Origin of the sequence: Grimontia marina (genome assembly GCF_900060185.1) — a bacterium.
In the GTDB taxonomy this organism is placed as follows: Bacteria; Pseudomonadota; Gammaproteobacteria; order Enterobacterales; family Vibrionaceae; genus Enterovibrio; species Enterovibrio marinus.
In genome coordinates, this window is the sequence record NZ_FIZY01000002.1 from 106602 (window position 1) to 130980 (window position 24379).

Annotated in this window: 23 protein-coding genes; 9 read left to right on the plus strand and 14 right to left on the minus strand. The window is 48.4% G+C overall.

What is annotated here, in order from left to right; genetic code table 11:
- Positions 1-10: 10 nt before the first annotated feature.
- The 10 genes from GMA8713_RS02010 to rpsB all read right to left on the minus strand — a co-directional run bounded on the left by GMA8713_RS02010 (position 11) and on the right by rpsB (position 10432).
- Entirely contained in the window at positions 11-520 is a 510-nt protein-coding gene (locus tag GMA8713_RS02010; protein WP_062705253.1) for an OmpH/Skp family outer membrane protein, read from the minus strand.
- 21 nt (positions 521-541) lie between these two features.
- Positions 542-2941: an outer membrane protein assembly factor BamA gene (bamA, locus tag GMA8713_RS02015; RefSeq protein WP_062705361.1), complete on the minus strand. Its 2400-nt coding sequence runs from the start codon at positions 2939-2941 to the stop codon at positions 542-544.
- A 37-nt stretch (positions 2942-2978) separates the two neighbouring features.
- A complete protein-coding gene (rseP, locus tag GMA8713_RS02020; RefSeq protein ID WP_062705255.1) occupies positions 2979-4334 on the minus strand; it encodes a sigma E protease regulator RseP in 1356 nt (451 codons plus the stop codon).
- Positions 4331-5527, minus strand: a complete 1197-nt coding sequence (gene ispC / locus GMA8713_RS02025) for a 1-deoxy-D-xylulose-5-phosphate reductoisomerase (protein WP_062705257.1) — start codon at positions 5525-5527, stop codon at positions 4331-4333. Before ispC ends, rseP begins: the two co-directional genes overlap by 4 nt.
- Before the next feature lie 67 nt (positions 5528-5594).
- Positions 5595-6443 carry a phosphatidate cytidylyltransferase gene (locus GMA8713_RS02030; protein WP_062705259.1) on the minus strand — a complete coding sequence of 283 codons (849 nt, stop codon included), beginning with the start codon at positions 6441-6443 and terminating at the stop codon, positions 5595-5597.
- A gap of 10 nt (positions 6444-6453) precedes the next feature.
- Positions 6454-7224, minus strand: coding sequence for an undecaprenyl pyrophosphate synthase (gene uppS / locus GMA8713_RS02035; protein WP_062705261.1), 771 nt, complete (start codon positions 7222-7224; stop codon positions 6454-6456).
- Positions 7225-7299: 75 nt separating this feature from the next.
- The gene (gene frr / locus GMA8713_RS02040; RefSeq protein WP_002536380.1) at positions 7300-7857 is read right to left on the minus strand and encodes a ribosome recycling factor; all 558 of its coding nucleotides are present in this window, start codon (positions 7855-7857) and stop codon (positions 7300-7302) included.
- Positions 7858-7914: 57 nt separating this feature from the next.
- Positions 7915-8643, minus strand: a complete 729-nt coding sequence (gene pyrH, locus GMA8713_RS02045; protein WP_062667595.1) for a UMP kinase — start codon at positions 8641-8643, stop codon at positions 7915-7917.
- A gap of 86 nt (positions 8644-8729) precedes the next feature.
- Complete coding sequence (tsf, locus tag GMA8713_RS02050; protein WP_062705263.1) at positions 8730-9572, minus strand: translation elongation factor Ts; 843 nt, start codon at positions 9570-9572, stop codon at positions 8730-8732.
- Between the two features lie 131 nt (positions 9573-9703).
- Positions 9704-10432, minus strand: a complete 729-nt coding sequence (rpsB, locus tag GMA8713_RS02055) for a 30S ribosomal protein S2 (protein WP_002536376.1) — start codon at positions 10430-10432, stop codon at positions 9704-9706.
- Between the two features lie 319 nt (positions 10433-10751).
- Between rpsB and map the strand changes: the two genes are divergently transcribed.
- The 3 genes from map (at position 10752) to GMA8713_RS02070 (ending at position 14768) form a co-directional block, all read left to right on the plus strand.
- Positions 10752-11549: a type I methionyl aminopeptidase gene (map, locus tag GMA8713_RS02060; protein ID WP_062705265.1), complete on the plus strand. Its 798-nt coding sequence runs from the start codon at positions 10752-10754 to the stop codon at positions 11547-11549.
- A gap of 52 nt (positions 11550-11601) precedes the next feature.
- Entirely contained in the window at positions 11602-14223 is a 2622-nt protein-coding gene (glnD, locus tag GMA8713_RS02065; RefSeq protein ID WP_062705267.1) for a bifunctional uridylyltransferase/uridylyl-removing protein GlnD, read from the plus strand.
- 167 nt (positions 14224-14390) lie between these two features.
- The gene (locus GMA8713_RS02070; RefSeq protein ID WP_062705269.1) at positions 14391-14768 is read left to right on the plus strand and encodes a DUF3461 family protein; all 378 of its coding nucleotides are present in this window, start codon (positions 14391-14393) and stop codon (positions 14766-14768) included.
- Between the two features lie 42 nt (positions 14769-14810).
- Here GMA8713_RS02070 and truC read toward each other — a convergent pair whose 3' ends face one another.
- Both truC and GMA8713_RS02080 read right to left on the minus strand, forming a co-directional pair.
- Entirely contained in the window at positions 14811-15542 is a 732-nt protein-coding gene (truC, locus tag GMA8713_RS02075) for a tRNA pseudouridine(65) synthase TruC (RefSeq protein ID WP_062705271.1), read from the minus strand.
- 11 nt (positions 15543-15553) lie between these two features.
- Complete coding sequence (locus GMA8713_RS02080; protein ID WP_062705273.1) at positions 15554-15874, minus strand: YqcC family protein; 321 nt, start codon at positions 15872-15874, stop codon at positions 15554-15556.
- Between the two features lie 229 nt (positions 15875-16103).
- Between GMA8713_RS02080 and GMA8713_RS02085 the strand changes: the two genes are divergently transcribed.
- From GMA8713_RS02085 to GMA8713_RS02100, 4 genes are all read left to right on the plus strand, one after another.
- Positions 16104-17141 (plus strand): DUF3549 family protein, encoded by a 1038-nt coding sequence (locus GMA8713_RS02085; RefSeq protein WP_062705275.1) that lies wholly within the window; start codon positions 16104-16106, stop codon positions 17139-17141.
- A gap of 1 nt (position 17142) precedes the next feature.
- Positions 17143-17451, plus strand: a complete 309-nt coding sequence (locus GMA8713_RS02090; RefSeq protein ID WP_002536363.1) for a DUF3301 domain-containing protein — start codon at positions 17143-17145, stop codon at positions 17449-17451.
- A 1670-nt stretch (positions 17452-19121) separates the two neighbouring features.
- Positions 19122-19355 (plus strand): DUF2789 domain-containing protein, encoded by a 234-nt coding sequence (locus GMA8713_RS02095; protein ID WP_062705277.1) that lies wholly within the window; start codon positions 19122-19124, stop codon positions 19353-19355.
- Positions 19356-19422: 67 nt separating this feature from the next.
- Entirely contained in the window at positions 19423-19701 is a 279-nt protein-coding gene (locus tag GMA8713_RS02100; RefSeq protein ID WP_062705279.1) for a DUF5320 domain-containing protein, read from the plus strand.
- 16 nt (positions 19702-19717) lie between these two features.
- On the opposite strand, the gene GMA8713_RS02105 is transcribed toward GMA8713_RS02100, so the two are convergent.
- Together GMA8713_RS02105 and syd are read right to left on the minus strand one after the other, a co-directional pair.
- On the minus strand, positions 19718-20491 hold the full coding sequence (locus tag GMA8713_RS02105) for a Zn-ribbon-containing protein (RefSeq protein ID WP_062705281.1): 774 nt from the start codon (positions 20489-20491) through the stop codon (positions 19718-19720).
- Between the two features lie 6 nt (positions 20492-20497).
- Positions 20498-21043 (minus strand): SecY-interacting protein, encoded by a 546-nt coding sequence (syd, locus tag GMA8713_RS02110; protein ID WP_062705283.1) that lies wholly within the window; start codon positions 21041-21043, stop codon positions 20498-20500.
- Between the two features lie 62 nt (positions 21044-21105).
- Here syd and queF point away from each other — a divergent pair, with 62 nt between their 5' ends.
- Together queF and GMA8713_RS02120 are read left to right on the plus strand one after the other, a co-directional pair.
- Entirely contained in the window at positions 21106-21951 is an 846-nt protein-coding gene (gene queF / locus GMA8713_RS02115; protein WP_062705285.1) for an NADPH-dependent 7-cyano-7-deazaguanine reductase QueF, read from the plus strand.
- A 77-nt stretch (positions 21952-22028) separates the two neighbouring features.
- On the plus strand, positions 22029-24299 hold the full coding sequence (locus tag GMA8713_RS02120) for a tetratricopeptide repeat protein (protein WP_062705287.1): 2271 nt from the start codon (positions 22029-22031) through the stop codon (positions 24297-24299).
- Positions 24300-24379: the final 80 nt, after the last annotated feature.

Consider the following 24379-nt stretch of genomic DNA (forward strand, 5'->3'; position numbering starts at 1 on the left):
TCTACCTTACTTATTTCACTGCTTTCAGTACTTTTTCTGACAGGTCGTCTTTCGGGCTTGCGTACATCACAGCCTGACTATTGATGACCATGTCATAGCCTTCTTTCTTGGCAATTGTTTCAATAGTTTTCTGTAGCTTCTGAACTAGTTTACGCTCTTCTTCAACGCCACGTTTACGCTGATCTTCCTGAAGGTTTTTCGCTTTCAGTTTAAAATCCGCATCCAGCGCCTGCAGCTCGCGTTGCAGCTTGGTGCGTTCCGCCTCACTCATCAGCTCACCATTGCGCTGCAATTTCTCAACGCCTTTTTCCAGTTTGCTACGAAGACGATCAACTTCAGCGATACGATCTTTAAATTCTTTGCGAAGCTTTTCGTTCACATTACTTTTCTTCGCCATTTCGGCCAGTACTGGGCCAGTCGCAACGTAACCAATTTTCTGTGCAGCTTCCGCCGCTGTTGCGTAAAAAGAAGCAGTAACAATGGCAAGGCTCAGGCCTGCCGCTTTGATAATAGGTTTCAAACTTTTCTCCTAATGTTGAAATCAGAACGTACGGCCAATGGTAAAGGTGAAGAATTCCTCGTCGTCACCCTCGTATTTCTTGATTGGTTTAGCCAGTGAGAATACCAGCGGTCCCATCGGGGAGCGCCATTGAATCGATGCACCATACGATGCCCGGTAGTTCGATGGATCGCTATAGTCGTAAATATATTCCTGACCACTGATGACACGCGCATCATTCAGGTCGTAATCGGTATCCCACACTGAAGCCGCATCCACGAACACACTGGTTCGGATCGCACTTCTCGCTTCTTCCGAAACAAATGGCATCGGGAAAATCAGTTCCGCACTGGCTAGCGCAATGGCGTTACCACCGACAGAATCGTTACTGCCTACAAGCGCAGGGTTGTTACCCGCTCCTTGGTCATATACCGCTTTGGGGCCCGCCGTATTTGAACGGAAACCACGTAGCGTTGAATAACCACCTGCATAGAAATTTTCATAAAACGGCAGCAGGTAATCATTTTCGTCATTGCTACCATAACCATTTCCGTATCCCAAACGTCCGCGCATTAAGAACGAAAAGTTATGTGCGTCATCCAGAGGGAAGTATTGGCGAACATCATACTGCGCTTTGAAATACTGGGTATCAGAACCCGGCACTGTCATTCGGAATGATGCGCGCTGATAGTTACCCGCTGTTGGGAAGAAGCCGCGATTCAGGTTGTTTCGTGTCCAACTTACCGACCAGTCAAAATCATCGACCACGAGACTGCCATCATCTGTCACGCTGTCGCCCATAGAATCGAGGAATTTTTGAATCTGGTAATAGCCACCCAAGTTTTCAATCTGACGGTGGGTGTAGCCCATAGAGAAATCAAAATAGTTGATTTCGTCAAACGGGAAACCCCAAGTCAGGCTGGTTCCGTAGCTTTTATCCGTGTAGTCAACGATGTTTGCATCAGAGGCTTCAAACTCATTGAAGAAAATACGCCCACCAAGGCTGATGCCATCCAGAGTAAAATAAGGGTCACGATAATCCAGCGTCAGGTTCTTTTGGTAATCGTTGATCATCGCATTGACACCAAAACGGTTACCTGAACCGGCAAAGTTATCTTGCTGGAGACCTGCCTGAAAACTGATCCCTGACTCGGTACCGTAACCGATACCAAAATTCACACTGCCAGAGTTGGTTTCTTTAACGACATACTCGACATCTACCTGATCATCAGTACCCGGTACCCGGGAAGTCCGAACATCCACGGTTTCGAAAAAGCCCAGACGGTTCAAACGATCTTTACTGGTCTCAACCGATTTAGAATTCAGCCAAGAGCCTTCCATCTGTCGCATTTCGCGGCGCAGCACTTCGTCTTTGGTAATTTGGTTACCAGAGAATTTGATGTTGCGAACATAGATACGCTTACCCGGATCAACGTTGACGTTTAGGGCAACCGTTTTGGCTTCATCATCAAATTCAGGAATGGTGGAAACCTGAGGATAGGCATAACCTTGCTCACCTAGCTTACGTTTAATTTCATCTTCCAACCGCGTCACTTTTTGACCGTTGTAAGTCTCACCGTCTTCGAAAGGCACCAGCGCGGCAAATTCAGCACTGTCTTTACCGCCTCGGAAGCTGACATCTGCCACCGTGTAAGGTTCGCCCTCATCAATATTCAGGGTTATATAAACGCCTTTCTTGTCAGGTGAAATTGAAACGTTAGCCGATTCAACGCGAAACTTTAGATATCCGCGGTTCAAATAGAAGGAACGTAGATTCTCCAAATCACCGGCTAATGCCTGTTTCTGATATTGTTCGTTGGCGAGGAAGTTCCACCAAGGTACATCAGCTCGGAGCTTGAAGTTATCTTTCAATTCATCATCAGAAAAAACGTCGTTACCAATAAAGTTAATTTGTTGGATTTTTGCTGAGACGCCCTCAGTGAAAACAAACTTAACATCAGCACGGTTTCGAGGGAGCGGGGTGATCACCGTATCGACAACAGCATTGTATTTACCCACGCTGTAGTAGAAATCTTCCAGACCTTTTTCGATATTGGATAGCTTAGTGCGGTCCAGTGACTCACCCACGCGAAGGCCGGAAGCGGAAAGGTTCTCTTCCAGCTGTTCTTCTTTAATGGCTTTGTTGCCTGAAAAAGACACGCTGGCAATCGTTGGGCGTTCAATCACTTTGACCAACAGATCATCGCCATCACGGAAGACGCGCACGTTTTCAAAGTTGCCGGTGGAAAACAGGGATTTGATGATCCCGGAAACATCGCCTTCGTCGATGTTGTCGCCAACCCGTACCGGCATTGCGAGCAACGCAGCACCGAGGCTGACGCGCTGAAGCCCCTCAAAACGAATATCTTCTACTACGAACTCATCGGCCGTAACAGAACTTGAGAATAAAAGAGAGGCTATAAGAAGTTTTTTCATCGCCATTGCTTGCTCTGACATTTCCTTGCTAAACGCTGAATGTTTATAGTCGGGCGAAATCGTTAAATATCGCTACAGCCATCAACGCCATGATGATTGCTGTACCTACCCGATATCCCATATCCTGCACTCGTTCAGAGACGGGGCGACGTGTCACGGCTTCAATACCAAAAAACAACAGGTGTCCGCCATCAAGAACCGGTAACGGTAACAGGTTAATAATGCCTAAATTAACGCTGATCAGTGCGAGAAAGCCGAGAAAGTATACCAGACCGAAGTCTGCGGTCATCCCTGCACCTTTTGCAATTGAGATAGGTCCACTCAAATTCCTTACTGCCACGTCACCTGTGAACAGTTTTTTGATCATACCTGCGGTGAGCGACACCACCTGCCAGGTTTTATCCAAGGCCGCCGGAATGGCATCCAAAGGGCCATATTGAAGCGTCAATTGATGCGACTCAGGCCAAGGCTCTACCTCTGGGGCAAAGCCTGCATAGCCTATTGCCTTTCCATCCTGAACATTGGCATCTGGCGTTAAGATTAAAGATACTGCTGTACCATCACGTTTAACAACCAAGGGTAAAGCCTGTTCAGGGTTCGCACGAATGGTCTCAACCACTTCGGTCCAATCGGTTACCGCGCTGCCCCCAAGAGATACCAATTCATCGTTGACGAGAAGCCCCGCTTTTTCAGCAGCGCTGCCTTCAACCACATTAGCAATCACGTTTGTGATTTCTGGGCGGTAAGGTGTCATTCCAAGAGTGCGCAACGCTGACTGTGATTCAGGGTCAAAAGACCAGGTTGCCAAATCCAGATTTTTCTCAACTGCGTATGCTGCATTTTCATCTGGTTTGACTGCCACTGTCATATCACTGTCACCAATATGAGCGATCAACTGAAAATTAACTGATTCCCAATCTGGCGTTTTGATACCAGAGATCTCAGTTAGTTCCATTCCCGGCTCTAAGCCGGCTTGAGCGGCAATAGATTGGGGAGCGACATCACCAATAATTGGTTTTACTGCTGGTACACCAATGATCATCACCAACCAATACGCCACAATTGCAAACAGGAAGTTAGCCACTGGGCCTGCAGCAACAATCGCACTACGCTGCCAAAGTGGGCGGTTATTGAATGCTTGCTCTTTCTGGGATACTGGAACGTCGTCTACACGCTCATCAAGCATTTTGACGTAGCCACCTAATGGGATCATCGCTAACGTATATTCGGTGCCGTCTTTGCCCACTTTTTTCCAAATCGACTTACCAAAGCCAATCGAAAAGCGCTCAACTTTCACACCACATTTACGTGCAACCCAAAAATGGCCGTACTCATGTACGGCAATCAAAATGCCGAGTGCAATGAGGAAAAACAGCAGGTTCCAAAGAATGGCGCTCATTGTGTTAACTCCATAATCCTTTTCTGAGCCATGACACGTGCTGTGTCATCCACCTCTAAGAGGCTTTTAATGCAGGATGGTTGCGATAACTCCGCCCGTTGTAACACAGCATCATTCACCTCAGCAATCTGCATGAAACCAATTTGCCCCTGCAAGAATGCTTCAACCGCAACTTCATTGGCGGCATTAAGAGTCGTTGTTGCAGCCTGACCCACGTAACAGGCATCAATCGCCAACTTCAAACATGGATAACGGTTGAAATCTGGTTTCATGAAAGTGAATTCACCGACTTCACTGAAATCCAGAGGCCTCACACCCGCTTCAATGCGCTCTGGGTAAGCCAAAGCATACGCAATAGGAGTACACATATCCGGGCGTCCCATTTGTGCCAGCACAGAACCATCTCGGTACTGTACCATCGAGTGGATCACCGATTGAGGATGGATGATCACATCCAACTGTTCACGACTGGCATTAAACAGCCATCGCGCCTCAACATATTCGAGACCCTTATTCATCATAGTGGCAGAGTCGACGGAGATTTTAGGGCCCATCGACCAATTCGGATGCGCGATTGCCTGAGCGGGCGTTACTTCTTGTAGAAGGGCTAAATCTGTGTAACGGAACGGACCACCAGAGCCTGTAAGAAGGATTTTGCTGACGCCTTCAGAGGCCAAATCACAAATACCTGGACGCGACTGAATGCTTGCTGGAAGACACTGGAAAATTGCATTGTGCTCACTGTCGACGGGCAGAAGCTCAGCACCGTATTGGTGAACAGCATCGATAAAGAACTGGCCAGACATCACCAGCGCTTCTTTATTGGCTAACAGAACGCGTTTCCCAGCCTTCACAGCTGCCATGGTGGGAATAAGACCTGCTGCGCCCACCACTGCAGCCATAACGGTATCAACATCAGTGTGCTCTGAAATTGCAGAAAGACCTTCAATCCCGCTAAGCACTTCTGTCGCGCAGCCTTGATTTTTCAGCGCCAGACGCAAACTAGCTGCTGCTTCAGCATTCGCCATAGCGGCAAACTTTGGACGCCATTTCAGGCACAAAAGAAGCATTTCATTGACATTGGCATTCGCCGCGAGCGCGAAAACCTCGTAGGCGTGAGGATTCTTTTCAATCACAGAAAGCGTGCTGGTACCAATTGAACCGGTTGCACCAAGAATCGTTATCTTACGCATAGGAAACTCTAAATTTTTGTTCTGTAAAGCCTGAATACAACTCACCGGCTAAACGCCGGTGAAAGTGTTACGCAAGCCAGAAATACAATACGGTGAAGACTGGGAATGCGGCCGTCAGGCTATCTATTCTATCCAGTATACCGCCATGTCCGGGTAAAATGCTGCCACTGTCTTTCACACCTGCAACACGCTTAAACATGCTTTCCGCCAGATCGCCCAAAACTGAAGCGAAGGAAGTGATCAAGGCAACAAGACCTAACATAGCAAGGGAGGAGAAAGGAATAGAGAAATACTGAGCAGCGGTCAAGGTGACAACAACTGCTGCGATCAATCCGCCAATCAGACCTTCAACCGTTTTATTCGGGCTCACCGAAGGTGCCATTTTGCGCTTACCGAAGGTCTTACCCGCAAAATACGCACCTGTATCAGCAGACCAAACCAACAAACAAACCAAAAGCACCATCTTCGCACCAAGATAAGGGGAAACATCGAAGTGGTAGGCACGAAGAAGAATAACGCTCCAGAGAAATGGGAGCAGCGTCAGTACGCCAAATCCTTGCTGCACCGCGTTGCTCTCTCCCCACCAACCTGTTCCTCTTGGATAGCGCAGAACCATCACAGTGGCTGCCAGCCACCATAATGCACCAGCAATCGCCAACACACTGCCACTGATGGAGTTCAATTGCAGTCCATCAAGAGTCACAGGTAACGCAAACAGTGAACCGACAAGAATGATTGCAGGGAAAACAAATGCGCTAAAACGGGACGAGGCAGCCACAAACTTGGTCCACTCCCAGTGGCCAAGTAAAGTGACGCCTGCCACAGCAATCACGAAAAGTTGTAACGGCAAAAAGAAAATACCGGCGATAACAAGCGGTGCCAGTACCAGTGCCGTTAAGACACGTTGTTTCAGCAAACGAAACCCTCTATTTTTCTACTTGTAACATGGCCTTGATCTGCTCACCGGTACACCCAAATCGGCGTTCGCGGTTGATAAACCAAGCAATAGCATCGGTGAGACTTGTCTCGTCGAAATCAGGCCAGAATTGTTCGGTGAAATACAACTCCGCATAGGCCGCTTGCCACAGCATAAAGTTGCTAATGCGGCATTCGCCGCTGGTGCGTATCATCAAGTCTACGTCTGGTAGGCCAGAACAAGACAGGTGCACCTGAAGATCACCTTCAGTGAGTTGCCCTGCAGGAATTTCGCCACGCTCTACCTGAGCAGCAAGCTTTTTAACAGCCTGCATAATATCCCACTGACCGCCATAGTTGGCAGCCACGTTCAATACCAATCCGGTATTGTTGGCCGTTAAAGCTTCCGCCGCGGCAATTTTATCTTGTAACGACTGGCTAAAGCGCGTGGTATCACCAATTACCTTGAGCTTTACACCATTTTTGTGAAGACGTTTCACTTCACGTCCCAGCACAGTGACAAAAAGCTCCATCAACAGGCTGACTTCTTCCTCTGGACGACGCCAGTTTTCACTGCTGAATGCAAACAGGGTTAAAACCTGAATACCAAGACGATTAGCAGCTGAAACAGTTTTTCGAACGGCGTCAACACCGGCTTTATGGCCAAACATACGCGCTTTGCCACGCGCTTTGGCCCAACGGCCATTTCCGTCCATGATGACGGCGATGTGTTTAGGAAGTAGGCTGGGATCGATTTCTTGATGGAAAGATTGGGAGCTCATCATTATCCTTCGCAAATAAAAAGCGCTGTACTGCTAGCACAGCGCTTCGGCAATGGAATCAGAGTGTAGCCGGAATTAAACTTCCATCAACTCTTTTTCTTTGGCTTCAAGAATTGTATCAATTTCTTTAACAGCCGCGTCAGTCAGTTTTTGGATATCGTCCTGACCACGACGCTCTTCGTCTTCAGAAATTTCTTTCTCTTTCAGCAAGCCTTTCAGATCGCTGTTGGCGTCACGGCGGATGTTACGAACAGCAACACGGCCGCCTTCAGCTTCACCACGGACAATCTTAACCAAATCGCGACGACGCTCTTCGGTTAGCGGTGGCAATGGAACGCGGATAACGGTACCCGCAGACATCGGGTTCAGACCCAGATCTGAAGTCATGATCGCTTTTTCGATAGCTTGCGTTACGGACTTATCGAAAACAGTGATAGCCAGAGTACGTGCATCTTCCGCAACGATTGAAGCCAGTTGCTTCAACGGAGTTGCAGAGCCGTAGTAATCGACAGAAAGGCCATCAAGCAGCGCTGGATGTGCACGACCAGTGCGGATTTTAGATAGAGTGTTCTTCAGCGCTTCAACGCTTTTCTGCATGCGCTCTTTCGCATCTGCGTTAATTTCATTGATCACGAGAATATCCTTGAAGATTCTTTTTTCTAACGATGGAGATTATGCCACTAAAATTGATTAACCGTTATCAATTAGTGTGCCTTCTTGCTCACCCATCACAACTCGGCGCAGTGCGCCAGGCTTATTCATGTTGAAAACACGAATTGGCATCTTGTGATCGCGAGCCAGAGTGAAGGCAGCCAGGTCCATCACTTTCAATTCTTTTTCCAGCACATCCTGGTAAACCAGGTGGCTGTAGAGTTCTGCATCCGGGTTTTTCGCTGGGTCGTCAGTGTAAACACCATCTACCTTGGTGGCTTTAATCACAACATCAGATTCGATTTCAATGCCACGCAAACATGCTGCTGAATCTGTGGTGAAGAATGGGTTACCAGTACCCGCAGAGAAAATCACCACACGGCCATTGCGCAATTGGCTGATAGCTTCTGCCCAGTTGTAGCTGTCACACACACCGTTCAGAGGGATAGCAGACATTACCCGCGCGTTCACATAGGCACGGTGCAGTGCATCTCGCATAGCCAGACCGTTCATTACAGTCGCCAACATACCCATGTGGTCGCCCACAACCCGGTTCATACCCGCTTCTGCAAGGCCTGCACCACGGAATAGGTTACCACCACCGATAACCAAGCCAACTTGTACTCCAAGTTCAACCAGTTCTTTGATTTCTTGTGCCATGCGGTCAAGCACAGCCGGGTCGATACCGAAGCCTTCTTTACCTTGCAGCGCTTCGCCACTCAATTTAAGCAAAATTCGTTGATAAGCTGGTTTTGGGTTTGTAGTCATTCTCACTACCTTTAGGCACTAACTTCTACGGATGGGATTGTGAAAAGACCGCAGGGTTCTGCGGTCTTTTGGGTCTCAAAGAGGAATTAACCTTTCTGAGCGGCTGCAACTTCTTCTGCGAAGCTCATGCCAGCAGCTTTCTCGATACCTTCACCCACTTCCAGGCGGATGAAAGTAGAAACAGAAGCGCCTTTCTCTTTCAGGATGTCACCTACAGATTTCTTAGGTTCCATGATGAAAGGTTGACCAGTCAGAGAAACTTCGCCAGTGAATTTCTTCATGCGGCCTTCAACCATTTTCTCTGCGATTTCTTTAGGCTTGCCTTCGTTCATCGCGATTTCCACTTGAACTTCGCGCTCTTTAGCAACTACGTCAGCTGGTACGTCGTCAGGAGTTACGTACTCTGGACGTGATGCAGCAACGTGCATTGCGATGTGCTTCAGCGTTTCTGCATCGCCTTCACCAGCAACAACAACACCGATGCGCTCACCGTGACGGTAAGAAGCCATCGCTGAACCTTCAACGTAAGCTACGCGACGAATAGAGATGTTTTCACCGATTTTGGCAACCAGCGCTACGCGATCGTCTTCGAACTTCGCTTGCAGCTCTTCTGCAGTGGCTTTAGTTGCCGCTGCTTCATCAGCAACTGCGTTTGCGAAAGCAGTGAAGTTGCCGTCTTTAGCAACGAAGTCAGTCTGGCAGTTAACTTCAACCAGAGCAGAAACACCATCAACTTCTTTGATGATGATTGCGCCTTCAGCAGCTACGTTACCTGCTTTCTTAGCAGCTTTAGCAGCGCCTGACTTACGCATGTTTTCAATCGCCAGCTCGATGTCGCCGTCAGTTTCTACCAGCGCTTTTTTACATTCCATCATGCCTGCGCCAGTGCGTTCGCGCAGTTCTTTTACCAGGGCAGCGGTAACAGCCATTGTTCATTCCTCGATTCGAAACTATTTGGGTAAAAATCAGGGGCCCATAGTTGGCCCCTGCTAACCTACTTAGCTTACAGTGCTGTCTGTGACAGTCTGATGGCTAAGAACGCTCACAAGGAGCAAGTGTCTTATTCAGCGACTTCAACCAGCTCGTCTTCTGCTTGAGCTACGATGTCCTGGCTACGGCCTTCAGTATATGACTGAGCTGCAGCGTTCAGGTACAGTTGAACTGCGCGAATCGCGTCGTCGTTACCTGGGATAACGAAGTCAACGCCGTCTGGGTCAGAGTTGGTATCAACTACCGCGTACACTGGGATACCCAGGTTGTTTGCTTCTTTAATAGCAATGTGCTCGTGATCAGCGTCGATGACGAACAGTGCGTCTGGCAGACCGCCCATGTTTTTGATACCGCCCAGAGACTTCTCAAGTTTCTCCATTTCACGGGTGCGCATCAGAGCTTCTTTCTTAGTCAGCTTTTCGAAAGTACCGTCAGTTGACTGAGTTTCCAGATCTTTCAGACGTTTGATTGACTGGCGAACAGTTTTCCAGTTAGTCAGCATACCGCCCAACCAACGGTTGTTCACGTAGTACTGATCACAGCTTTCTGCTGCTGCTTTAACAGATTCGCTAGCGGCACGCTTAGTACCAACGAACAGTACTTTACCCTTACGCTCACCAACTTTGGTCAGCTCAGCCAGTACGTCGTTGAACATTGGTACAGTTTTTTCTAGGTTGATGATGTGAACCTTGTTACGTGCACCGAAGATGAACGGCTTCATCTTAGGGTTCCAGTAACGAGTCTGGTGACCGAAGTGAACACCAGCTTTCAGCATGTCGCGCATTGAAACAGTAGCCATTTTAATTCCTCTTGGGGTTAGGCCTCCACATATCCCATACATCCGACCCGCAAAGGGCACCCCGGAGCATGTGCCGATATGTGTGTGTGTTAAAAATAAGTGTTTGTCGAAACCACCTAAACAGAACCGGAAGACCCGATTAACCATTAAGGCGTATTTCGGCGCGCTTTATACCATAAAACGTGCCTTTGAATCCAGTATAAAAAGTCAGTGAGTCACTAAGTGAGGTTCCCACATGGCGATGCGATTGATAATATGTAGTAATAGCAGTCAATTCCTCCCTTGCTATATAGACAGGGGAGCCAACCGAGAGAAAGCAATGAGCGTCACTATTAAATCGGCTGAAGAAATCGAAAAAATGCGTGAGGCCGGTCGCCTTGCGGCAGAAGTGCTTGAGATGATCGAACCGCATGTGAAAGCGGGCGTGACGACTGAAGAGCTGGATGATATTTGCCACAAATACATCACTGAGACACAGCAAGCGATCCCAGCACCGCTAAACTACCACGGCTTTCCAAAGTCAATCTGTACCTCAATCAACCACGTTGTTTGTCACGGCATCCCGAACAAAACTGACGTGTTAAAAGATGGCGACGTCATCAATATCGACATCACTGTAATTAAGGACGGTTATCACGGTGACACCTCGAAAATGTTCATGGTGGGTGAAGTGTCTGCGGAAGACAAAGCACTGTGTCACGTTGCACAGGAAAGCCTCTACCAAGCACTGAAAAAAGTTAAACCAGGTGCACGCATCGGCGATATTGGTACTGAGATCCAGAAATTTATAAAAAACCGTCCGCGCCGCTACTCAATCGTAAAAGACTACTGCGGTCACGGCATTGGTGCTGAGTTCCATGAAGAGCCACAAGTGGTGCACTACAAAAACAGTGACCGCACAGTGATAAAAGCAGGTATGTGCTTTACTATCGAACCAATGATCAATGCGGGTAAATTCGGCACGCTATTGGATGATGAAGACGGCTGGACGGTATATACCGTTGATGGCAAGAAATCGGCGCAATGGGAACACACGATTCTGGTGACGGATACCGGTTGTGAAATCCTGACTCTGCGCAGTGAGGAAAAACTGCCTCGCATTTTGAACAACGCATAATTTGAAAAATAGAAGTCGGCCAATGTGCCGACTTTTTTTATCAAGGATGACAATGAACGACGTTTTGCTCTCGCCCAATGAACTGACCGCAGAGCAGCTGAATCTTACTGAGCTTAAAAATCAGCTGTCACTGTTTGGTGAACAACAGAAAGCCGCTTTTCTTGAACGCAAGCCCGTCACGGATTTGGTTTACCAGCGTTCAGATTACATTGATGCCGTACTCGAAAGGCTGTGGCAACATTTTGAATTCCACCATCATCCCAACCTGTCACTGATCGCGGTTGGCGGTTACGGACGCAGAGAGCTCCACCCTCTTTCTGATATCGACCTTTTGATTCTCTCTGAAAACGGCGTAGATAAAAGCTACCAAACCCGTCTCAGCGAGTTCGTGACACTGTTGTGGGATTTAAAACTGGAAGTCGGTCATTCAGTGCGTACTCTCGCTGAGTGCATTGATGTAGGTCTAGACGATTTGACCGTCGCCACTAATTTGCAGGAATCCAGATTGCTGTGCGGCAGTGAACGGATCTTTCACGAATTGAAAAACCGTATTCACTCTGAGCAGTTCTGGCCCAGTGAAAAGTTCTTCAAAGCCAAAATCAAAGAGCAAAAAGAGCGTCATGCCCGATACCATGACACGGCCTACAGTCTGGAACCAGACATCAAATCCAGCCCGGGCGGCCTTCGTGATATCCATACCCTGAGTTGGATTGCCCGCCGTCATTTTGGTGCCACCAGCCTGCGAGAAATGAGCAAATACGGCTTTTTGACTGACGCTGAATTCCGTGAACTCGACGAATGCCAGACGATGCTGTGGCGCATCCGCTTTGCCCTGCATCTTGAACTTCGTCGTTATGACAACCGCCTCACCTTCGCCCATCAACCTTCTGTTGCTGAAACTCTCGGTTACCAAGGAGAAGGAAACCGTGGCATTGAGCTCATGATGAAAGACTTCTATCGCACACTGGGAAGAGTTTCTGAGCTCAACAAAATGCTGATCCGCCTGTTTGCACAGGCGATTGAAAACGAGCCCGACAGCAAAACCATTGAAGTGCTGAGCGATGATTTCCAGCGTCATGGACGCCAGATTGAAGCGCGCAAGCCTGCACTTTTCCAGGCTCGTCCCGACACCATCATCGACATGTTCCTGCACATCGCTAACGACAAGTCGATTGAATCTATCTCAGCACCGACGCTCAGACAGCTCCGCACCGCGCGCCGACGCTTGAACCGCTTCCTGTGCGATGTACCGGAGGCGAAAGAGAAGTTTATTGCCCTGACCCGCCACCCAAATGCGCTGCACAAAGCCTTCCCTTTGATGCATAAGCACGGTGTGTTGTCAGCCTACCTGCCGCAATGGAGCCAAATAGTCGGCCAGATGCAGTTTGACCTTTTCCACGCCTATACCGTGGACGAGCACACTATCCGCCTGCTCAAACACATTAATGGCTATAGCTACGAAGAAAACCGCGACAAGCACCCAATCTGTTGTGATGTTTACCCTCGCTTGGCGAAACCGGAGCTTCTGTTACTGGCAGCGATTTTCCATGACATCGGTAAAGGCCGCGGTGGCGATCACTCAGAAATTGGCGCAGAAGAAGCCTATAGCTTCTGTATCGATCACGGCTTCTCTCGCCCTGAAGCGAACCTTGTCAGCTGGCTGGTCGGCAATCACCTCCTGATGTCTGTAACCGCTCAGCGTCGCGATATTTACGATCCGGAAGTCATTACTGAATTTGCCCAGAAAGTGCGTGATGAAGAACGCCTCGACTACCTGATTTGCCTGACCGTGGCCGACATCAACGCCACCAACCCAGAGCTTTGGAATAGCTGGAAACGAACCCTTCTGGCAGAGCTTTACTACTCCACCCAGAAAGCACTGCGTCGCGGGTTGGAAAACCCGCCAGATATTCGTGAACGTATCCGCCATAACCAACATTTGGCATCAGCCCTGCTGCGTAAACACGGTCACACACCGCGGGAAATTGAGCTGCTTTGGCAGCGTTTTAAAGCGGATTACTTCCTGCGTCACACCCACAAGCAAATCGCCTGGCACAGTGAGCACATTCTGAGCCACGAAGGTGATGAGCCTTTGGTACTGGTCAGCAAGAATGCCACCCGTGGTGGCACCGAGATTTTCGTTTACAGTCAGGACAGACCAAGCCTGTTTGCCCGTGTGGTCGCCGCGCTTGATAAGAAAAATCTCAGCGTCCACGACGCACAAATCATGACCAGTAAAGATGGTTTCGCACTGGACACCTTTATGGTGTTGGACTCACATAACGAAGCGATTCAACCCGACCGGCACGAGAAAATCCGCGAGGGTGTCACATTGGCGCTCACTCAGGATGGGCCGATCACGATTCCGGTCAAACGTGCGTCCCGTAAGTTGATGGCCTTTAATGTGAAAACGCAGGTCTCTTTCCTGCCGACTCGCACGGGACGTCGCACACTCCTTGAACTGGTCGCGCTGGACACACCGGGCCTCTTGGCACGTGTCGGAGCAGTATTCGCCCGCGAAGGAGTGTCTCTGCAAGCGGCGAAAATCACCACCATTGGTGAGCGTGCAGAAGACTTTTTCATCGTCACAGATGGTGAACGCCAGGCACTTTCTGATGAACTCCAGAAAACGTTGAGAGAAGCACTATTTGATGCCTTAAATGACGCAAGCTAATTGAATAAGGAACTGGGAAATTCCGCCCACTCAGCATATTGGGCGATTTCGACCACAAGTCTCAGACATTGATCATATCAATGGTTGGGACTGGAGAAGGGATGCTGCTAAAGTGAACAATAAGTGATTGAAACCGTAGTCTGATCTGACAAATAGAGGGGCAGTTTATGTATCAGAACCTGCAAAATATCGGTATCGAACATCCAGAGAACATCGAACGTTACACCCTGCGTCAGGAAGCCAATTCAGACACGCTGAAAATCTACTTTCACAAAGCCAAAGGCGAGTTGTTTGCCAAGAGCGTTAAGTTCAAATATCCACGCCAGAGAAAGAATGTGGTGGTTGACAGTGGCAGCGGCCGCTTCCGTGAAGTCACGGAAATCAATCGCAGTTTGTCGCTGGTCGTAGATGAATTGGATAAGATCGTTCGCCACGAGAAAAGCGAGCAGGATACCAAGAAGAAAATCCTTCGTGACCTGCGTCACTTAGAAAAAGTGGTTGCCAGCAAGATCGCCGAGATCGAAGCCGATCTGGAAAAACTCTAGAAAAAAGGTCTCAGGATCTAGGATCCTGGGACCTGCTCTTCCTCAGAGCGCTTTGCCCCATCCCAAACCTTCAAGCACCCTTCGCCAAACTTCATCAACCTTGGCCTCAATCACCAGGTTTTCACCCGTTACCGGATGCTGAAATTCCGTGCGTGACGCATGAAGCAGCAGTTGATGGCATTCAAATTCCTGACGGAACAGGCGATTGTGTCGCCCGTCGCCATGATTCACATCACCCACGATATGGTGACTCAAGTGATGCATGTGACGGCGGAGCTGGTGCTTACGGCCAGTATGCGGTTTCATTTCCACCAGCGTGTAACGGCAGCTTTGGTAACGCCCCATAGGGATCGGTAACTCCGCATGCGCAACCGGTCGGTACTCAGTGACCGCCTCTTTAGCTTCTGGCTCAGCCGTCGCGAATTTATCAGCCACCTTATCCAGTTCTTCTTTGAGTGGATAATCTAGTGTTGCACCTTCTTTAATCCAGCCACGCACAACCGCATGATAGGTTTTGTGAATGTCGCGCCCGGCGAACTTTGGCATCATTTGTGAAGCCATTTCGGACGAAAGTGCAAAAAGCAAAATACCAGAGGTTGGGCGGTCCAACCGATGAAGAGGAAAAACATGCTGACCAATCTGGTCTCGCAACGTTTGCATGACAAAGCGGGTTTCGCCTTTGTCGAGCCAAGAGCGGTGCACCAACATACCTGAAGGCTTGTTAACGGCGATCAGCCACTCATCGCGGTAAATAATTTCTAGTTCAGTTTGCATCTTAAAAACGGTTATTGCGGTGTAAACAGAGCATCAATGCCCATCGAAACACGGGTAATGTCTGCATGCCCTTCCTGACCACGCATGGCTTCTTCCACATAAGGAGCAATAGAAAATGACTCTGGCAGAGGCTGGCCGTGTTGCAACAGAAACGCCATTTTCGGGATAAAAATCCATTGAAGCCATTCAGCGCAACTCAGGGTATCAACCGCGAAAGGCTCGACACTTGAAAGAGCCTCGCTCGAGGGAGGCTCACTTTGCCAGTGACCATGCACTTCAAGCATATCTTTGAGTGCCAACAGCAAGGTACCGACTTTTTCGTGTTTGCTCATAGAATTTGCTCTCTTTTACCCGCTTTTGCGTCCAATGGGTTGAAATATCAAACTGGCGCAAGCATATCACTAATCAACGCTAAACGATCTGAAATCCACACTCCCATCGTTCAGCAGCATTCAGTGAAAAGCGCTGTTACGAATCCTTCGCCGCCAACAGGCGCGAGAATGGTACACTCACCGCTGTTTCACTCATCGCCAATGAAGGCAACACAAATTAGAAGTCATCATGGAAAATACGCTTTCTCTTAACGCCATATTGAGTCAGGCAAACTGCGAATTTCTGGTATTCGATCTCAGCCGACGCGTCACGCCAATCAGTAACAAAGACTTTGTGGCGATTGAAGAAAACCGCATGCCCTATCCTTTTCCTGCGCAGCAACATGCGCAAATCGGCATTGCATTCTGGCAACCGAATCAAGCCCCATGGATCTGGTTTTTAAAAATGCCTTTGGATGAACGTGGCCTTCTCAACCAGGCAGCACTTGGCGATTTCATCCAATATGTGGCGCAAGCCATGGGCGCGACACTGGATAAAACCCCAACGGAAGAAGAACAGGAAAAGCTTGCTGCAAACCCTTATACCTTCAATCCGCAGGATGATAAGAAAGCCATTTTCCATGCTTTCCTGACCGCTAAGCTGAACCAGCCTGCCAGCCAGTATTATGACCATGCGCAACATTACGCGTCAGGTGAGCTTGGCTGGAAAGAGTGGCAAGGAGTAGGTCTTCAGGGAATTGCCGATCTGTGCGCACGCATCGACAAACACAACAACCTTACCCGTTTGCGTAAAGCCCTCTCAAACATGCCGCAGCCACCCAAATATGCATTACTGGGCTGTCTCGAGCATTGCGATATTCCGGACTCACTGGCTGCACATCTTGAAGAAGACATTCAGGCCATGCTGTCTGGCGACGAAACCGACCTGTTCCTCCTCACTGCTCATGTTAGGGCATTGGCCGGCGCCAAGCCGGACGTTGTGCATGGTGTCATTGAACGTATGCTGGCAACTGAAGCGCTCCGTCACCGTGAAATGTTGATTGCGATTGCAGGGCGCTGTTGGCAAGCACTATCAAATGAACCACTATTAGACGCCTTTCTTATCGCTGTTGCTGATCAAAAAGATCAGGCTTTCTTCCAGCAGATGGTGGCAGATCTAGTGATGATCCCAGCACTCCGCCCACAAGTCTTGGGGCTGCTACATGGCTCTGCCTCTCCAGCTTTGCTTGATGCCGTGAAGCAACTCCAGCAATCCGTGAAGGCTTAAAATGACTGCTGATCTGTTTTGGATATTACTTATCGCTATCGTTGCCAGCTTGTTCTGGCAACAACGCCGGCAAAGTGAACTGGCAAAAAACTATATCGTCCGTCGATGCCAGCAAACCAATGTGCAGTTGATTTCGATTGCGCGGGGCAGTCATTCCTTTGGTTGGCCCAAAGGGCCATTGGATATTCAAACCCGCTACTACTTTGAGTTTTCTGTGAATGGTCTGGATTGCTATCAGGGCTATGCCGTGATGAAAGGGATGCGAATCAAAGAGATTTATATGCCGGCGTATCCGGTGTTGGAGGAGTGATACCAATCGTAGTAAATATCTGCTCATCCTAGCTTGTTAAAATGCTCGATAACTGCGTTGAAAAATTTGATTGTAGAACAACCACTTATCGAAATTTTTCGCCTTGTTCTCGAGCATTTTTCCTGCGCTATTTCTGATCATCTACCTACTGTGATTGGTATAATCTTTTTCGTTTTCCAAACGCACAAAAAAAGAACGGGCGCGACTTTCGTCGCGCCCTTAAGGTCTTACTTGCAGCTATCCGGCTACGAAATTTGCTCCCTGCATCAATCCTTGATCAGTAGCTGATTCCTTCAGCGTTATCCTTATCTCTCCTTCCTGGAGGTGTCCTTCGGTCTTACCTTGACCCATCGAGCTTTCCCAGTCTCGACTCTCGTCCTCATCCTGAGGGTGTCCTTTACTTCGTCCTGAAGTGATTCCTTAAGCCCCCAATCCCGGGTTGTCCTAAGTGTCTTCCTGACCAGTAAACTTCCTGTCTACTGTACGGTTACTTCCGTGTCCCTAATCCGCTTTCCTTGCTGGTAATACAATCCTTGCATTACCTGCTCTTCCTGAGCTGCCAAGTTCCGTGGCGTTAGTTCCTGTTCCGTGTGTCAGTATCCTTCCGACACCGCAAAGATTACGCGAACCAATTTCCAAAACAACCAACTACAGGGTGATTAAACTCACATTTTTATACAGAGTCAGATGCAATATATCTATCTATTTGTTTTTTAAAGAATTAAAAAATTAATCTTTCTGGAAATCTTACTTTAAAACAGCGCATTCCCACGCCCTTGTAAGAGATCTCTCACAAGCTTGTAAGTCATCGCCACGGAATAAACATACTGTTCTATAAATCAGAAATGATAAAGATCAGTATATGTCTCTAGATTGTTATCAAGATGTAATCAAAGTAACTAGTGATAGGAAAAAGAGAAGAAGATCCTGAGGTGTAAACACGATGAGGTTTGCTCGTCTAGTACGCTTTAGAAACGCACAAAAAAGAGCGGGCGCGACTTTCGTCGCGCCCTTAAGGTCTTACTTGCAGCTATCCGGCTACGAAATTTGCTCCCTGCATCAATACTTGATCAGTAGCTGATTCCTTCAGCGTTATCCTTATCTCTCCTTCCTGGAGGTGTCCTTCGGTCTTACCTTGACCCATCGAGCTTTCCCAGTCTCGACTCTCATCCTCATCCTGAGGGTGTCCTTTACTTCGTCCTGAAGTGATTCCTTAAGCCCCCAATCCTGGGTTGTCCTAAGTGTCTTCCTGACCAGTAAACTTCCTGTCTACTGTACGGTTACTTCCGTGTCCCTAATCCGCTTTCCTTGCTGGTAATACAATCCTTGCATTACCTGCTCTTCCTGAGCTGCCAAGTTCCGTGGCGTTAGTTCCTGTTCCGTGTGTCAGTATCCTTCCGACACCGTAAAGATTACGCGAACCAATTTCCTAAGCAACCCACCCAAGTCGGACTGCAGTCACAAATTTAGCCTCCTAGAAAAGAATCAAAATTAACTCATTGTTTTTAATTAATTTGATAAAAAGTAAAAAGATATCTCCTTGTGAGAAAACAGGATAATCCCACTGGTTTGTAAGAGATCTCTCACAAGCGATTGAGACAGGTTTAAACACGAACCTCTATACTTTCGAAACATAACTTAAGCTGTAGGACCCACAGAGGAAAACATTAATGGAAGTGTTTAACCACAATCTAGAAAACCTGTTTCAGCAATTAGGACTCCCTTCTGATAGCGAGGCGATTACTACCTTTATTGCTAACCATCATCTGCAAGCTGGCGAAAGCCTAACCTCTGCTGGCTTTTGGTCAGCCAGTCAAAAACAATTTCTCGAGGAAGCTAAGCTGCAGGACGCTGATTGGGTAGAGCAAATTGATACCCTCGATACCTTGTTGCGTAAGAGCTGAAGTTAAGGTATTCATTGCCCTCAGCCACTTCGTGTAAGCCACGGATTTTAAAATTAGGGAAGAGACAATGAGTACTGATTTTACCCCCTTACTTGAACAAGCCATTCAATCTTTAGTGAATGAGGGGAAAGAGCCGACCGTCGCGTTAATTAAAAGTCGGCTTGCCAGCCCGGTGCCTATGCCGCTTGTCATCAGCGCGCTTCAGCGATGGAAGAAAAGCGGCACTGTGCCAAAAGTTGAACTGGTAAAAAAGGAAGACGGTGCGGAAACCCGCATTAAAGCCTTAGAAGAAGAGGTGAAAGCGCTGATAGAACGTCTTGAAGCCCTTGAGCAACGCCTTCCTTAAATGGGTTAAAGCGGGATTACTGAAAGTCCCATGATAAGTTCGATACCAACCGACAACCGTCGCATTTGAAGTGGAATACATCGTGCAGTGGTGACTCAAGCAACCAGTCTCCACCGCATTTCGGGCATTGTCGAGCCAACTCCGATTCCGCATCCTTCCCGCCAACTCGGTACTGATAGTAATAGGTGGGCACTTTGGTCAGATACTCGATACGTCCGCGAATGTCCCAGCCTTTTCGGAACAGCAGACTCTCTACGTCCTGGATTTCTGCCAGCGCCGCGTGTTCGGCTTTGAACGCCCCAGCCATCTGAATTTCATCACACGCTTGCCATTCAGTTTGCCACTTCACTTCCGCTTTATGATCGCCGTTAAAGGTCGCAGGGATGCGGTAAAGCGGTATGGGCAGTAAGGTTTCACCGCAACGCAACGGTGAACAGGTATGAACGTAAGTGGTGTACATCACCTGCCAGCTGCGCTCAATCTCTGGTGCGCTCTCTTCAGAATTGATATCACGCCCTAACACCTTCACCTTGGGTGATAAAAGGCTCGCATCTGCCAGTTGGTTCAGCTTCTGCTTAACCTGCGGGCTACTGTATTTAGGGTTCAGGCTGTCTTTTTCCGGACAGACTGCACGGACATGGAACTGCCCCTCTCCCAACACCATTGGGAACTCGCGCCCCAATACCTGACCATTGTAGCGAAGAGCATCCATTAGCCCATTTACCGCGCGGTCTACTGCAGAAATTGTTGTATCGTCGAAGCACTCAAACGTTAGCTCAACCACATACATAGATGATTATACCTCGGGCTCGAGTTGCTCAAGAAACGCTTCGATATTAGGTGCCAGTATCATTCGCTCCTTGGTACCAATACGTTCCTTGATCACTTCACCGCTGACGTTACAAATAGAGATCACGTCCAGCTCATCATCTGTCGCAGCAATAAAAATGGTCGGGTTTTGCTTGAGGCGCTTTTGCATCAGAAGATGGCCCAGCATGTTCTCCTGAAGTCGCGGTAAATCTTCTTCACTCCACACCTGAATGATTTCGAGTGAATGTCCGTCAAATTTTGCCGCCATGTCTCCACAATACTGAGCCGCGTAGAACGACTTAATATCCTCATGCAGAGAAATACCAATACCTTCTTCCACATTAGAGAAGTCCGCCAGCTCTTCACGTTGAACCGGTTGCCAAATCACCACCTCGTCAGTTTCCTGCACAACACATGGCGATTCCAGATCAAAATACGCATCGCTTTGTGGCTTAGAACCATGTTTCTGATGCCAGGCGTCCACAAAGCGCTCACTGAAAGACCAAAGCGCACGAGAGACAGAGTGATTCATTAGCAAGATTCCTCAAGATTCAGTAAACTTTGCGCATTCTAATCGATCCGTGGCAAAACCGTATGAGCAAATATCAAGATGCAAAAGAACTTGCTGGCCTGACGTTGGGTCAGAAAACGGACTATCAGGAGCACTATGCCCCTGAGCTGCTGCAACCCGTACCAAGAAGCCTTAACCGCGATGACCTTGATTTAGGTGATTCGCTGCCATTTACCGGGTACGATATCTGGACGCTCTACGAACTGTCTTGGTTGAACAAAAAAGGGCTGCCACAGGTGGCAATTGGTGAAGTTCGCCTGCCAGCCACGACACCAAACCTGATTGAATCCAAGTCTTTCAAGCTTTACCTGAATAGCTTCAATCAGACCAAGTTTGAAAGCTGGCAGGAAGTGGTAGACGCGCTAGCAAAAGACTTATCAGCGTGTGCGGGTGCTGATGTGGACGTAACGCTTTCCCCTTTGGAAGAATTCACCAACACTCCAGTGATTGCTTTTGGTGGCGAAAACATTGACGAGCAAGACATCGAAATCGACAACTATGAGTTCGATTCATCACTGCTCGAAGGCGCGGCTGACGGCCCAGAGGTCACTGAAACCCTAAATAGTAATCTGCTGAAGTCTAACTGTCTTATCACCAGCCAGCCTGATTGGGGTTCTGTGCGCATTGCTTATAAAGGTAAACGCATTAACCGCGAAAAGCTGCTGCGCTACATTGTGTCGTTCCGCCGCCATAACGAGTTCCACGAGCAGTGTGTTGAACGTATCTTCACTGACCTGATGAAGTACTGCCAACCAGAACTATTGACCGTTTACGCGCGCTACACCCGTCGCGGCGGCCTAGACATCAACCCATACCGTACTAACATGGGTAAAACGCCAAGCGAAAACACCCGACTGGCACGTCAATAAAGCTTTATAAAGGCTCTGACATCAGGGCCTTTTTCTTTAGTCCGGTCTGTTGACCCAGGGAACGAAAATACTTAGCCATGCGATTCTTGTCAGCCGCACTGCTCTCCTGCACTTTGCTTTTCTCCGCCTATGCTGACGCAAGGCTTTATTCCACACCGATTCTGGCAGAGGCTGAAGCACTGCTCCCTTCTGCTCCGGAAAAAGCGCTCGAAGTGACCAAGCGCTACCTGCTACAACGTCGGTTGGCAGTGTCCACCAACCGACCACACAGCAGCAACGAATCAGACCGTTCCATTCGAACACCGCTGAATACGGTGCACGCCTATCTCATTACTGCCAAAGCCCATAGTGCACTTGGCAACCATGACGCAGCCTGGGAAGCACTAGACAAAGCCAAGAGTATGGCAGAAGAAAACGCCATGAAGCATGCAAAGCTTGAAATCATGCTGACGCAAGCAAATATTCTCTTTTATCTGGATGGTAAACCCGATGATGCCGCAGCCATGCTGGATATCCTCCTCAGCAACATTGCTGAGACAACAGGTCGGCGCCCAACAAGTACCGACCGCCTCGATTTCGAAGCCAAGATGCTAAACGCCATCATCACTACTGAAAACGAAACAGAAGCTGAGAACCTTGCCCAGTTTGCCGAAGTAGAAAAGGCGCTTGGTCGACAGCCTGATATCGAACAGAAAGTTCGTTACCAAATTGCTATCGGTAACTATTATTTAGGGATTAAATCTTATGAACTCGCCCTGTCAGATCTTCTGAGCGCTTACTGGCTTGCAAGCGAAAACGATTTATCTGCACAGATCGCCAGCGCTAGCCTTTCACTGACAAAACTATACAAACAGCAAGGCGCGATGGATAAAGCGCTGCAACACGCCAATCAGGCGGCAGAATTCTACGAACAATACGATTTAAGCCGTGGCTTGTCAGAGACTCAAACATTATTAGCTAATATCTACAGCCAACAAGGCCGTTACAACTTTGCGTTGGTGCATTACTTTAATGTCCTCGACATCGAAAATATGCTGTCACGCGCCACCAATATTGCCAACATCAATGTGTCTATTGCAAGTACGTATCTCAAGCTGCTTCGGTACGCCCAAGCTGACGAGTACGTCAACCGCGCAATCAGTGTTGCGCGTAATCACGACCTCACCCAGCCCTTAGCTCAGGCACTACTCCTAAAAGGAGAACTGGCCATGCTGGAGAACGAACCAGACATAGCGATTGATGCCTTAAAACAGGCTATGCAAAACGCCGAATCACTCAAAAACCGAGGGTTGATGCTAGAATGCCTTGCGCGTTTGTCCCAAGCCTACGAGCAAAAAGGCGATTTCAAACAAGCATTACAAATTCAGCGCCGCTTTGACTTGCTCAATAAACGCAACGAAAGCCAAAAACAAGTACAGGAAGCTGAATCCTTCAAACATCGTCAACGCGTGATCGAACGCCAGCTTCAACTTGAAGACATGCAGCGGAAACAGGCTGAGGATGAAGAAATCATCGTCGAGCAGAAAAAAATCAATCTATTTCTCATTGACAGCCTTGCTGTGATCCTGCTGATATTAGTGCTGAGACACCGCGTTGCGCGATTGCGCCAACATCAACTTGAAGACCTGCAAAAAGAGCTTTACGCCCACCCCAGAAGCGGACTGAGAAACCTGCGTATGTTGAACGATCGGCTCTCCAATTCACTGGCTAAAAGCAGCGCACACTTCGAGCAGTGGTATTTAGGCGAAATGATTCATGAACCATTAAGTGACAAGCTAAGCTTTGCAATGTTCGAAGTGCCTTTCCTAAAAGTGGTGTACCTACAACACGGCTACCATCAGGGATTGGAGTTGGAGCGTAAACTCGGCGATTACCTGCAAACGCACATTGAAAAACCAGCGCGCCTTTATCACTTCTCTGACGCAATGTTCATCTACATTGAGCCGAATGCCGAAACGCTTAATGAACCGGAGAAACTGGCAGGAAAAATTCAGTCGCTGATTGATAACTTTGTCCAAGAAAGCAGACTAAAAGACGTCGATGACCGTCTTCGTATCGGGATGGCGGATTACCCTTTCCTTCCCCGTGCATTTACGTCAATTAACGACAAAGAACTTATCGACATCCTACTGATGGCAACAAGTGCAGCGCGTCAGGCCAGTAAACTGGAACATACCAGTCATTGGGTACATTTGAGTGCTATAGACTCAACGCCAGCCGCCTGTTTTGCTAACAATAACATTCGCCACGCGTGTCTGGACGGCATCAACACCGGCCTTATCAAGGTCAAAACTTCGGCACTCAGAGGAATTAACTGGCAGACGGTTCACGAATCTGATAAAAACTGACGCCAATCTATTGATAGCCCTAGCAATAAACCGTTATAGCTTACCATTGCACACATGTAATGGTGAAATAATGGCTCCAC